Origin of the sequence: Streptomyces sp. NPDC014991 (assembly GCF_043080665.1) — a bacterium.
Taxonomy (GTDB): domain Bacteria; phylum Actinomycetota; class Actinomycetes; order Streptomycetales; family Streptomycetaceae; genus Streptomyces.
This window is the reverse complement of sequence record NZ_JBIBVY010000004.1, coordinates 243,986-256,526: the sequence shown is the minus strand read 5'-3', so window position 1 is coordinate 256,526 and position 12,541 is coordinate 243,986. Positions and strand designations below refer to the sequence as shown.

The 12,541-nt window shown below is 72.5% G+C and carries 9 protein-coding genes; 2 read left to right on the top strand and 7 right to left on the bottom strand.

The features are described 5' to 3' along the window. Positions 1 to 188: 188 nt before the first annotated feature. Positions 189 to 1,835 carry a glycoside hydrolase family 27 protein gene (locus tag ACF1BE_RS09665; protein WP_392198432.1) on the bottom strand — a complete coding sequence of 549 codons (1,647 nt, stop codon included), beginning with the start codon at positions 1,833 to 1,835 and terminating at the stop codon, positions 189 to 191. A gap of 306 nt (positions 1,836 to 2,141) precedes the next feature. Between ACF1BE_RS09665 and ACF1BE_RS09660 the strand changes: the two genes are divergently transcribed. After that, positions 2,142 to 2,453: a hypothetical protein gene (locus tag ACF1BE_RS09660; protein ID WP_392198580.1), complete on the top strand. Its 312-nt coding sequence runs from the start codon at positions 2,142 to 2,144 to the stop codon at positions 2,451 to 2,453. A 53-nt stretch (positions 2,454 to 2,506) separates the two neighbouring features. Then, positions 2,507 to 4,528, top strand: coding sequence for a non-reducing end alpha-L-arabinofuranosidase family hydrolase (locus tag ACF1BE_RS09655; protein WP_392198431.1), 2,022 nt, complete (start codon positions 2,507 to 2,509; stop codon positions 4,526 to 4,528). Between the two features lie 191 nt (positions 4,529 to 4,719). Here ACF1BE_RS09655 and ACF1BE_RS09650 read toward each other — a convergent pair whose 3' ends face one another. The 6 genes from ACF1BE_RS09650 to ACF1BE_RS09625 all read right to left on the bottom strand — a co-directional run bounded on the left by ACF1BE_RS09650 (position 4,720) and on the right by ACF1BE_RS09625 (position 12,444). Continuing rightward, a complete protein-coding gene (locus tag ACF1BE_RS09650) occupies positions 4,720 to 6,843 on the bottom strand; it encodes a SpoIIE family protein phosphatase (RefSeq protein WP_392198430.1) in 2,124 nt (707 codons plus the stop codon). Positions 6,844 to 7,126: 283 nt separating this feature from the next. Further along, positions 7,127 to 8,323, bottom strand: coding sequence for an MFS transporter (locus ACF1BE_RS09645; protein WP_392198429.1), 1,197 nt, complete (start codon positions 8,321 to 8,323; stop codon positions 7,127 to 7,129). Beyond that, positions 8,323 to 8,844, bottom strand: a complete 522-nt coding sequence (locus ACF1BE_RS09640; protein ID WP_392198428.1) for a GNAT family N-acetyltransferase — start codon at positions 8,842 to 8,844, stop codon at positions 8,323 to 8,325. The genes ACF1BE_RS09645 and ACF1BE_RS09640 overlap by 1 nt, the downstream gene beginning before the upstream one ends. 11 nt (positions 8,845 to 8,855) lie before the next feature. Further along, complete coding sequence (locus ACF1BE_RS09635) at positions 8,856 to 10,130, bottom strand: type III PLP-dependent enzyme (protein WP_392198427.1); 1,275 nt, start codon at positions 10,128 to 10,130, stop codon at positions 8,856 to 8,858. Next, positions 10,127 to 11,416 carry a DUF6271 family protein gene (locus ACF1BE_RS09630; protein WP_392198426.1) on the bottom strand — a complete coding sequence of 430 codons (1,290 nt, stop codon included), beginning with the start codon at positions 11,414 to 11,416 and terminating at the stop codon, positions 10,127 to 10,129. Before ACF1BE_RS09630 ends, ACF1BE_RS09635 begins: the two co-directional genes overlap by 4 nt. Next, positions 11,413 to 12,444, bottom strand: a complete 1,032-nt coding sequence (locus ACF1BE_RS09625) for a phytanoyl-CoA dioxygenase family protein (protein ID WP_392198425.1) — start codon at positions 12,442 to 12,444, stop codon at positions 11,413 to 11,415. Before ACF1BE_RS09625 ends, ACF1BE_RS09630 begins: the two co-directional genes overlap by 4 nt. Positions 12,445 to 12,541 lie beyond the last annotated feature (97 nt).

The following is a 12,541-nucleotide window of genomic DNA, read 5'->3' as shown; positions in this document are numbered from 1 at the left end:
GCGTCAGCCCGGCCGGCCCCCCTCCGCTGTGGGGGAAGGCCTTCGGGGCGGTCCCCGACGCCGACCCGGGAGGCACGGTGACCGGCATGACCTCCTGAAGGAGGGCCGGCCCTCGCCTCCGCCGACGGAGGACGGCCGGCGGAGGACGGCCGGCGGACGGTTTGCCGCCGGACGGTGCACGACCTCCCTCACGCACGGGTCCACCTCTGGCTCGCCTGGCCGTCGCAGGTCCACAGGACCAGCGGGGTGCCGTCGGCGGTGCCGGCCCGGTCGGCGTCGAGGCACAGCCCGGCGTGGGCGTTGCGGATCGTCCCGTCGGAGCCGACGGTCCACTTCTGGTTGTCCTGGCCGTTGCAGGGCCAGGTGATGACACGCGTGCCGTTGGTGGTGCCCTGGTCGTAGGCGTCCAGGCACTTGTCGCCGAAGACGCGGATCTCGCCGCCGGCCCAGGTGGTCCACAGCTGGTTGGCGGCCGTGTGGCAGTCCCAGATCAGTACGGTGGCCCCGGCCGCGGTGGAGGCGTTGTCCACGTCCAGGCAACGGCCGGACGCGCTGCCGCGCAGACGGGACGTGGTGGCGGGCAGCGGGCTGCCACCGCTCACCCGGAACACGGCCGCACCGTGCGCGGGGACGGTCGCCGAGATCTGCCCCGACGTGCTCGACGTGCCACCGGTCCACAGGTCCGTCAGCGTGAACGGCCCGCCGGAGAGGCCGGCCTGCGCTGCCGTGGTGGTGACCGTCGCGGTGCCGGCTCCCCGGTTGAACAGGCCCACCGCGACCGAGCCGTCGGACAGCGCCTTGGCGAACACCTCGGTGCTGCCGTCGTCGCGCACCCTGCGTCCCCCCGCGCCCAGCCGGTCCTGGTCCACCGCCAGCAGACGTGGGTTGCGCAGGACCGCGCTCACGTCCGTGGACATGGTGCGGATGTCGTTGCCGGCCATGAGCGGGGCGCCGAGCAGCGCCCACAGGGCGAAGTGGGAGCGGGACTCGGTCAGTGACAGGCCGGGACGGCCGACGACCAGCATGTCGGGGTCGTTCCAGTGACCCGGGCCTGACTGCGCCGCCAGCGGGGCGGTGACGTCCAGGACGTTGCCGACGCCCATCGGATAGCTGTTGGTGTTGCCGTTCTGCCAGATGTCGAGCAGGTCCTCCGTCGTCCGCCACAGGTCGGCGACCTCGCCCCAGTCGTACGTGGCGCCGGTGATGGCGTGCAGGCTGTTGGGATTGATGCTGTAGACGATCGGCCGCCCGGTGGCGCGCAGGGCGTCGCGCATGAGCGTGAACCGCGCGACCTGCTCGTCCCGGGTGCCGTTGGGGGAACACCAGTCGTACTTGAGATAGTCGACCCCCCACGAGGCGAACGTGGCGGCGTCCTGGGCCTCGTGTCCCCCGCTGCCCGTGGATCCCGGGTAGCCGCCCGTGGCCTGCGCGCAGGTGCGCTCGCCCGGCGCCTGGTAGATGCCGAACTTCAGCCCCTTGCCGTGGATGTAGTCGCCGAGCGCCTTCATCCCGCTCGGGAACTTGGCCGGGTCGGCCCGCAGATTGCCCGCCGCGTCGCGCTGCGGGGCGAACCAGCAGTCGTCGACCACCACGTACCGGTAGCCGGCGTCCCGCATGCCCGAGGACACCATCGCGTCGGTGGCCTGGCGTACCTGCGCCTCGGTGACCCCGCACCCGAGGCTGTTCCAGCTGTTCCAGCCCAGGGGCGGGGTGAGTGCCGGGCTGCCCGGTGCGGCCGAAGCGGTGGAGTGGGCGGAGGCCGTGAGGGACGCGGCGACCGTGAGCGCGGCGGCCGCGAGGAGGTGGAGCAGTCGTCTGCCTGATCGTCGGGGCACCGGGGCTCCTTTCCCTGAGGGGGGTGGGCGCGCGGAACACGTGGACGTCATGTGCTCGATATGCCGAACGTCATTCCGCATGTCGTGCCGTCACGGATGATAGAGGGACTTTCGAACATGTCAACGCCCTCCGACCGGGGCTTTCAGTCGCGCCACGGCCTCGCGGAACCACCGCTCCTTCGAAATGATTCGACGGGTAAAGCGAATCCTGCGAGAGGTATTGACGGCGGACAGCGACCTTCTATCATCCAGAATGCTCGACGCTCCGACCAATGTTCGACATCACGAACGTCAAGGCTTCTCGCGTTGTCGCATCCCGCGCAGCACCGCCGCTCCCGCCGCAATGAACCGCACACCGTGGCGCCGCACCCACCCCCGACGGCCGGACCGCACAAGGAGAGCGAGACAAGGACATGTCATGGCCACATCAATCCTTACGAGAAGTCGGCGCTGACCGGCGCCGCCGGCCTGGTCACGGGTGCCTTCCTTCCCTTGGCCGGAGCCCCCGGACGGCCGCGTAAAGCCGGCGGCGGCTACCGGTTCGCCCTCTTCCACCACGCCACGCAGGCCCTGGGCGGCGCGGTCCGCGTCACGCGCTTCGAGCTGTCCCCGCCCTGAACCGATCCGATCCCTCGCACAACCCACCCGCACCCGACCGTACGAGGAGGACCATGAACCCGCTGAAGCGGCTCGGCCGTCGCCGAGCCCTGCTGTCGGCCCTGGTGGCCGCGGCCGCCCTGATGACGCCCGGGACCGCTACCGGCGCACCCGACGCGGTCCAGGCCGGCACGCTGGGTGCCCAGGCGGCCCAGTCCGGACGGTACTTCGGCACCGCTGTGGCCGCCGGCAGGCTCGGTGACGGCACGTACACCTCGGTTCTGGACCGCGAGTTCAACTCGGTCACGCCCGAGAACGAGATGAAGTGGGACACCACCGAGCGGTCCCGCGGCTCGTTCGACTTCCGCTCCGCCGACCAGATCGTCGACCGCGCCACGTCCCGCGGGCAGCGCGTACGCGGCCACACCCTGGTCTGGCACTCCCAGCTGCCCGGCTGGGTCAGCTCCCTCACGGACGCGAACACCCTGCGCAGCGTGATGAACAACCACATCACCACCGTGATGAGCCACTACAAGGGCCGGATCCACTCCTGGGACGTCGTCAACGAGGCCTTCGCCGACGACGGCAGCGGCCGGCACCGCTCCTCGGTGTTCCAGAACCTGCTCGGCGACGGCTTCATCGAACAGGCCTTCCGCACCGCGCGGTCGGCCGACCCGGCGGCCAGACTCTGCTACAACGACTACAACATCGAGAACTGGAACGACGCCAAGACCCAGGGCGTCTACCGCATGGTGCGCGACTTCAAGTCGCGCGGCGTGCCCATCGACTGCGTCGGCTTCCAGTCCCACTTCGGCACCGGCGGCCCGCCGTCGAGCTTCCAGACCACGCTGGCGAACTTCGCCGCCCTCGGCGTGGACGTCCAGATCACCGAACTGGACATCGCACAGGCGCCGGCGACCGCGTACGCGAACACGGTCCGGGCCTGCATGAACGTCGCGCGCTGCACCGGCATCACCGTCTGGGGCATCCGTGACAGCGACTCCTGGCGCAGCGGGGAGAACCCGCTGCTGTTCGACCGCAACGGCAACAAGAAGCCCGCCTACCAGTCCGTGCTCACCGCCCTGGGCGGCAGTGCCGCGGCACAGCGGACGGACGCCCGGCCGGCCCGGTCCGCCGCCGCACTCCCCTCCTCCTTCCGCTGGAGCTCGAGCGGGCCGCTGATCTCCCCCAAGCCGGACTCGACCCACCACATCGCGGGGATAAAAGACCCGTCGGTCGTCTACTACAACGGCAAGTACCACGTGTTCGCGAGCGCCGCCGGCTCCTCCGGGTACAACCTGGTGTACCTGAGCTTCAGCGACTGGTCGCAGGCCGGGTCGGCCACGCACCACTACCTCGACCGCACCGCCATCGGCGCCGGGTACCGGGCCGCGCCTCAGGTCTTCTACTACGCGCCGCAGCGCCTGTGGTACCTCGTCTACCAGACCGGCAACGCGTCGTACTCCACCAACCCCGACATCAGCAACCCCGACGGGTGGAGCGCGCCGCGCAACTTCTACGCCTCGATGCCGGACATCATCCGGCAGCACATCGGCAACGGCTACTGGGTCGACATGTGGGTGATCTGCGACAGCGCGAACTGCTACCTGTTCTCCTCCGACGACAACGGACACCTGTACCGCTCGCAGACGACCGTCGGCCAGTTCCCCAACGGCTTCACGAACACCGTCATCGCGGCCCAGGACTCCAACAGGTACGCCTTGTTCGAAGCGAGCAACGTGTACAAGGTGCAGGGCAGCAACCAGTACCTGCTCCTCGTCGAGGCCATCGGTTCGGACGGCCGGCGCTACTTCCGCTCGTGGACCGCGGGCAGCCTCGCCGGCTCGTGGTCCCCCCTCGCCGCGTCCGAGAGCAACCCGTTCGCCAGGTCGAGCAACGTGACGTTCCCCGCCGGCACCTGGACGCGGGACATCAGTCATGGCGAGATGATCCGCGCGGGCTACGACCAGACGCTCACCGTCCCGGCCTGCAGGCTGCAGTACCTGTACCAGGGCAAGGACCCCGACGCGGGCGGTGACTACGACAGCCTGCCGTGGCGGCTGGGCCTGCTCACCCAGACCAGCTCCACCTGCTGACAGCCGGGTACGCGTCGGGCCACGAGTGGCCGTTGCCGGCCGGCCGAAGCGCCCCCTGGCCCGAGGGGCAGGGGGCGCTCGCTGGTCGGGCCGTCGCGGTGGATCCGGTGATCGGGCAGGTACGGGCGGCCGGCGTGGTCAAGGGCGGCGGTCACACACGCCGGCCGGCGGGCCACCGCCGCCGCCCCTCTTCACGGGTGCGGTGTCGTCTCGTGCAGGACCAGGAGGGCGACGTCGTCGGTGCGCTGCCAGCTGGTGCCCGCCTTGCCGACGAGGGTGTCGATGAGGACCTCCAGGTCCGCGGTGTCGGCCTGGGCGAGATGGTGTGCGAGGGCGGTGATGGAGTCCTCCAGGTCGTCTCCCGGCCGTTCGATGAGGCCGTCGGTGTAGAGGAGGAGCATGAGTGCGGGGGTGAGCGGGATCTCGGTGACCGGGAAGGCGGCGTCGGGGTCGATGCCCAGGAGCGGGCCGGGCGGCACGTCGAGGGGCCGGGCGCCGCGGCCGGGCAGCCGTACGACCGGTGGTGGATGACCGGCGCTGGCCAGGGTCACGCGGCGTCCGGCCAGGTCGAGGTGGGCGTAGAGACAGCTGGTGAACAGGTCCGGGCAGAGATCGAGGACGAGCCGGTTGGTGCCGGCGAGGACCTGGTCCGCGGTGGTGCCGAGGGTCGCGTGGGCGTGGACGGCGGTACGGACCTGCCCCATGAGCGCGGCGGCTGCCGCGTCGTGGCCCTGGACGTCGCCGATGACGGCCGCGACGGCGCTGTCACCGAGAGGGATGAGGTCGTAGAAGTCCCCGCCGATGTCCATGCCCCGGGTGGCGGGCAGATAGCGGGCGGCGACCCGCAGACCGGTGACCTCCGGCAGGGTACGCGGGAGCAGCGCCTGCTGGAGGCCGTGGGCGAGGTCGCGTTTGGTGTCGTAGAGGCGGGCGCGGTCCAGGGCCTGGGCGACGAGGCCGGCGAGCGCGGTCAGTACGGCGCGGTCCTCGGCCGGGAACGCGCGGGGTGCGTCGTAGGAGAGGATGCAGCAGCCGACGGGCCGGCCGGAGACGATGAGCGGCAGGAAGGCCCAGGCCTGCTTGCCGCTGATCACGGAGGCCTCCGGGTAACTGCGCCGCATGTCCTCCGGGTCGGCGAAGAACGCGGGGACGCCGCTGCGCAGGACCCGTCCGACCGGGGTGAACACGGTGTCGAGGGGCAGGCCGTCCAGACGCTCGACGGTGTCCGGGTCGTAGCCGCGGTACCCGGTGATCCGCAGCCGCCCGGCGTCGGTGGCGGACAGGACCAGGGACTGGGCGCCGAAGGCGGGCATGATCTGGTCGGCGACCAGGTCGATGACGTCCTGGACGCCGACGACCTCGGTCAGCGCGGCGGCCAGGTGCATGAGCTGGTAGAGGCGGCCCGCGCGGGTCATCGGGACGGTGCGTGAGGAGGACGGGGACGCCGGGGACGGCGGCCCCTGACCGCCGCTGGGGAGGATACGGACGCTGATGCCGCTGGCGTCCGGGTAGAGGTGGAAGTCCAGCCACCGGTCGGGCGGGCGGCACGCGGTGAAGACGACGGGCTCGCGGCTGATGACCGCGGCACGGTAGCGGTCCTCGTAGACGGGTTCGTCCAGCCAGCGCAGGGACTGCCAGGGCTGCGTCCCCAGCAGCTCACCGGCGTCGCGGCCGAGCAGTTCGCAGGCTCCCGCGCTCAGGAAGGTGAGGTTCCCCTCCAGGTCCAGGGCGCAGCTGCCGCCGGGCAGCCGCTCGACGAAGTCGGCGACGGCCATCTCCGGGCCCGCGGACCGGCGCATCCGGTCGGGGGCCAGTACGCGCGGCCGGGGGCCGGGGACCGGGAACGCTCCGTGGTCGACGGCCTCCTCGATCAGCCGGGCCAGACGTCCGCAGCTGGACGCGATGTGTCCTCGTTCCCGCTGGGTCATGTAGGGCGGCCGGGTGGCCGGCCACATCAGCAGGAGCGTTCCCCAGCGGCGGATGCCGGTGACCGGTGCGGCGGCCAGCGCGAGCGGGTACGGCAGGGCCATCGCGGTACGCGGGTAGCCGCGGGCCATCTCCTCCTGGCTGGCCACCCACACCACGCGGTCGCCGCGCAGGGCGTCGGCCACCGGCGCCGGTGCGGTGACCGGGATCCTGGCCCACGGGACCGCGAAGTCGGCGGGTGCCCCGTAGAGCACGTCGAGGGAGAGCTGCTGCCCGTCCGGGGTGAGGAGGTAGAGAGCGCCGATGGACGCGCCTGCCCGGCGTACCGTCTCCGCGAACGCGGCATCTCGTGCCTCCGCGTCCGTGTCCCCGCCACCCGAACTCGTCACGAGGCGCCTCCAGCCTGGCCGGCGACTTTCGGGAAGTCACCACGGAGGGGCTCGGGCCGGGCCGGCGGGACACCGCGCCGGCGACCTCAGCCCCTAGGGGGACGCTACCGCCCCGGACGGCGGTCGGCACGCCGTCCCGGACCCCGTGGCCGACGGGTCGCCCGTACTCCCTGCTCCCCCGCGGCCGGGAGGGCGGTAGCGCGGGGCGCCGCCTCGGCCGCTGGGGCGTCACCCGGCACCCGGCCGGCCCCGCGGCGCCACCCGGCCCGACCGCGGCGCGCCCTCACCCGGCCGGTGCCGGTGCCTCGCCCGGCAGGCGGGCGGCGTCGGGGGTGCGGGTCCGCCACGGGATACGGAGGGCGGTCAGGGTGACGATCAGCGCCGATACGGCGACGGTGGCCATGCCTGCCGTCAGGTTCGCGGCGCCGGCGACGAAGCCGATCAGGGCCGGGCCGGCCAGCAGGCCCGTGGTGCCCATCGCGGCGACCAGCGCGAGGGCGCCGGAGCCGTGTCCGGCCGCCGCCACGTACACGCACGGGGTGATCGCGGCGGCGCCGAGGCCGACGCAGGCGAAGCCGAGGAGCGTGGGTACCACTCCCCCGGTGAGCAGGGCGAGGGCCAGGCCGGCGGCGGCCACCGCGCTGCCGGCGCGCACCACGGGTCCGTCGCCCCAGCGGCTGCGCCAGCGGTCCGCGCGGAGGCGGGCGAGCAGCATCATCACGGAGACGACGGCGATGCCGAGCGGGGCGACGGTCGTGGACGCCCTGACGACGTCCTTCATGTAGAGCGTCGACCAGTCGTTCATGGCGCCCTCGGTGATCGTGCCGAAGGCCATGGCACAGCCCATGAGGAGGGTCGTGCCCGAGGGGAGGTGACGGGCGTGCCGCTTCGGCCGGCCCTCGTTCGAGGGGGTCGCCTCCCGGTGTGTCAGCAGGCCCGGGCGGGCGCCGCCGAGCAGGAGCAGCAGCAGGGCCCCGGCCGGCGCGAAGTGGGCGGTGACCGAGGTGGTCAGGGTGGTGACGCCGGAGGCGAGGAGGGCGGCGGCGAGCAGGCCGCCGCTGAAGGTGGCGTGCAGCTGGGACATGGCCGTACGCCCGTGGGCGCTCTCCAGGGCGGCGCCCTGCGCGTTCATGGCGACGTTGAGGCAGCCGACCGCGACGCCGTCGGCGGCGACGGCGAGCAGCGCGAGCGGGTAGTCGGGTACGACGGACAGGGCGGCCAGTACGGCGATCAGGCAGGCGGCGGACGCGAGGCAGAGGCGCCGGGAGCCGAACCGTCGCATCAGGACGGTGACCAGCGGGAAGGAGGCCGCCGCGCCGACGCCGCAGGCCATGAGCAGCAGGCCGACCTCGCCAGCGCCCAGGTCGAGGCGGGTCTTGAGCGCGGGCAGGCGGGCGACCCAGGTGCCGTACTGGAAGCCTAGGAAGCAGAACAGCGCCGCTATCGACCACTTGGCGCGTGTGAAGGAGGGTTCGGGCATCACACGGCCTCCCGGGCCTGGTGCGGGCGGGGTGCGGCGGCCAGCGGTGCCGACATGTAGACCGCGTCGCTGCCGTAGCCCGGCGGGACGGGTGCCGCGTGGTGGGTGCGGTAGCCGTTGGCCCGCCAGAACCCCTCCTTGCCGGCGACGGCGACCAGCGACATGGTCGTGAAGCCGCGGGTGCGGGCCACGCCGGTCAGATGGCGTGCCAGCCGGGTGCCGAGTCCGCGGCGCCGTAGCGGGGCGCTGACGACCAGGTCGTGCAGGTGGAGGTTGGTGCTGTGGTGGACGGTCCGCTCGGGGCGGGCCGGGTCGGGGCAGCGGAACGGCGGGTAGGGCAGGGCGAGGGCATAGCCCGCGAGCCGGCCGTCGAGGTCGAGGACGAAGCAGGTGCCGGGCGAGGCGCGGGCCCGTGAGCGCAGCAGTTCCTCGCCCTCCGCGAGGGAGAGGTCCGCGTACGCCTCGCTCTCCATGGCGGCCAGCCGCGGCCAGTCGGCCTCGGTGATCCCGCGTATGCGCATGGGGTGGCCTTTCAATGCCGTTCTTCGGGGGCGTCGGACGCGGTGCCGGGTACGCAGACGCACGGCAGCGGGCGGATGCCGTTGAACCCCTGGGTCGTGTAGCTGGTGGCGTAGGCGCCGGCGGAGAGGATCCAGACGGGGTCGCCGGAGGCGACGGAGCGGGGGACGGACACCGGGTGCCGGCCGCCGCCGTAGGCGTCGTCGCTGTCACAGGTGGGGCCGGCGACGACCGCCCGGACGTGGCCGGCCGCCCGGGTTCGGGCGGGGAAGACCAGCCGGTGTGTCACCTGGTCCATCTCGTACAGGCCGTTGAACTTGCCGCAGCTCAGGTAGAGCCAGTGCGCGTCCTCGCCGTCCGGCTGCCGGCGCCGGGTCAGCCGCAGCACGTGGGCGCGGACGGCACCGTGGTCGGCGACGAGGTGCCGGCCCGGTTCCATGACCAGGGCGAGGGGCGTGGGGGTGAGGCCGCGCAGGCGGTCGGTGCCTTCGCGGATGACGGTGAAGATCTTGTCGAGGGGCGGGTCGAGGGGGTTGCCGTGGCGGTCCCGGTAACCGAGCGCGGGCAGACCGCCGCCGAGGTTGACGTGGTCCGGTACGATCCCCTGCCCGGCCAGTGCCGTCAGGGTGTCGGCGAGCGTGTCGAACGCCTCCTGCCAGGCCTCGCCAGTCATCTGCTGGGAGCCGACGTGCACGGACAGCCCGGCCGGGACGAGGCCCGCCGCGCGGGCCGTCGCCAGGACGCGGACGGCGTCGTCGCGGGTGCAGCCGAACTTGCGGTTCAGGCCCCACAGGGCGCCCTGCCCGCTGGTCGCGAGGCGGCAGAACACGCGGGCGCCGGGGGCGTGCCGGGCGATCGCGGTGACGTCCTCGACGCTGTCGGTGGCGAAGGTGCGGATCCCCAGGCGGTGGGCTTCGGCGATGTCGTGGTCGGACTTGACGGTGTTGCCGTGGTGGATGCGGTCGGCGGGAGCGCCGGCGGCCAGGGCCTGGGCGATCTCGGCGGGACTCGCCGCGTCGAATCCCGCTCCGCGGGCGGCAAGGCGGCGCAGGACGTCGTCCACGGGGCAGGCCTTGAGGGCGAAGCGGACGCGGGTGCCGGGCAACTCGGCCAGCAGGGCGTCGAACTGGCGCTCTATGCCGGAGAGGTCGTAGACGATGCGGTCGGTCTCGGCGGTGGCCAGCGCGGTGGTCAGGGCGTCGCTGGGAGTGCCTTGGACCGCCGTTGGGCGGCCGTGGGCCGGTCGTGGTTGTGCGCGCGGTCCCCCGCGCCCGTGCGGGACGCTCATGTGCGGGCCGCCTCGATGAGTGCCGGCCAGGCCTCGGTCAGGTCGGCGAAGTCCTCGATGTCCGACTCGGCCTCGTCCAGTAACCGGTCGCGTTCCACCGCGAGCCGGTCCGCGAAGGCCGCGTACCGTCCGCCGAGTTTGCGGTACGCCGTGTCGACGCGGTCGAGCCGCCAGGCGTTCTCGGCGCGGTCGAGTCCGGTGCTCTCGCGCAGCAGGCCGGTGACGGCCTCGGGGCGGACGCGCAGGCCGGTGTCCAGGAGCCGGTCGTCCTGGGCGGCCATCCGGTCGTAGACGTGGTGGAAGTAGAGCATCGACAGCAGGAACTTCACGAACCGCCGCTGGTAGGCCGGGAAGCCGGTGTCGGTGCGGCGTTCGGGGGTGTGGAAGTTCTCGATGTGCCGGTTGTGCAGGATGCCGGGCAGTCTCGCGTCGTGGACGAGGTGGAGGAGGAAGTAGTCGCTGCCGATGGTGTCGGTGGCGGGCGGGAGCGGCACCCGCTCGTACACCGCCCGGTCGAAGGCGACGTTGCACATGTCGACGCGCATGGGGTCGACCAGCGTGAGGGTGGAGTGGTCCCCGGTGAAGGGTGCGGTGCCCGCCCCGGTGAAGGACTCCTCGACCAGTGCGCGTCTGCGGTCCTCGGGCCAGTCGCCGGGCGCCCAGAGGCCGACTACGTCCTGGTAGACGGCTTCGTCGAGCCGTCGTATCTCCGCGATGTCGACGGAGAGTTCACCGATGAAGGAGGCCCCGGCCAGCGAGACCGGGCGGTGTGCCAGGGCCGGGTCGAGGTCGGTGCGGGTGACGGCGGCCGAGGCGTCGGTGGCGGGCCGGCCCAGCCAGGGCAGCTCGTGGTGGACGGGGAACACCGGTTCGCCGGAGTTGAGTTGGTAGGTGCTGTCGGAGTCCCTGCGGTGCACCGAATGGCAGCCGAGGGAGGCTGCCAGCAGGAAGGCGCGGTTGGTGCACGCGCCGTAGGAGACGGCGGACGGGAGCATCAGGCGGAGCAGACGGTCCCGGTCGGACAGGCCGGCGCGTTCGATCGTGCGGCGCAGCCGGACGCGTTGCCGTTCCTCGTCGAGGTGGTGGACGGTCACGCCCGGCTCCTGCGGCAGGGCGGCGACCGTGCGGGTGTGCGCGGCCCGGGTGCGCTCGTCGGCGGAGTCCAGGATCAGCAGCTGGACGTCGGCGCCGAAGTGGCGTGCGGCGTAGGCGGCTTCGGCGTGCACGGCGGCGATGGTGGCGGAGCAGGCACGGTTGGTGGGCAGGGTGAGGCAGACGCGGTTCACCGGTCCCCTTCCGCGGGGGTCCAGGAGTCGAGGCCGAGCAGCTTGCGCCCGAGGTCGTTCAGTTCGGCGCGGCCGTAACGCAGGGCTTCGGGGGTGCGGGCGTCGCCGAGCAGGGTGGCGTTCCAGTCGGGGGTGGCGAGGGTGCGCCAGGACTCCACGCGGGAGTCGCGCAGGGCGGTGTGCTCCTCCAGCGCGGGCATCATCGACAGGTACTGGACGGCTCGGACAGCGTTGTCAGAGACGTTGGGGGCGACGCCGTGGGCGAGCAGCCCGTTGAAGATCAGCAGGTCGCCGGCCTGGAGGTCGGGACGGACGACGGGGAACTCGGCGCGGTCGATCGCGGGCCGGACCGGGTCGCGGCCGGGAGGCTGGGCGACGCGCCACTCCTCGAAGCGGCGGAAGAGTTCGGGCGCGCACTGGAAGCCGCCGAGTTCGGGCCGGGTGTCGGTGAGCGCGATGATGCCCTGGACCCGCTGCGGCAGCACGGCGAGGGTGGTGTCGACGTCCCAGTGCAGTTCGATGTCGAAGCCCTCGTCGGTGGGCTCGATCAGGGAGCGTGAACGGGTGTGCCGGTTGGGCGGGTTGAGGTTGAGCCGGTCCAGGGTGACCCACAGTTCCTCACTGTCCCAGACGTCCGCGAAGGCGTCGTGGACGCGGTGGTTCTGGCGGCTGTTCCACAGGAGCTGGTGGTGGTACGCCTCGACGAAGCCGTAGATGTAGAGGTGCCGGTCCAGTTCGGAGCGGAACTCCGGTTCGGTGTACCAGGTGTCGGGGCGGTCGGGGTCGAGGCCCTGGAAGTCCCAGGCGAAGTCGAGCAGTTCCTTGGCCTCGCCGGGGGTGATGGCCTCGCGGACGACGACGTGGCCGTACGTCTGCCAGAAGGCGAGATCCTCCTCGGACAGCACGCGCAGGGGCCGGCTCTTCTCGAGGTCGCGCAGGGGGGTCGGGGCGAGGTAGGTCTCGCCGTCGGCACTGAAGTAGGGGCGGCCGGTCGCCGCTCGGTGCAGGTAGGGGGCGGGTGTCTGCATGCGATCACTCCGGGGTGGAACGGGAACACCTTCGGGTCGGGCGTGAGACATGTGCCGGTGACGGGCGCCGGAGCGCGGCAGGGCCGTCGGGTTCCGC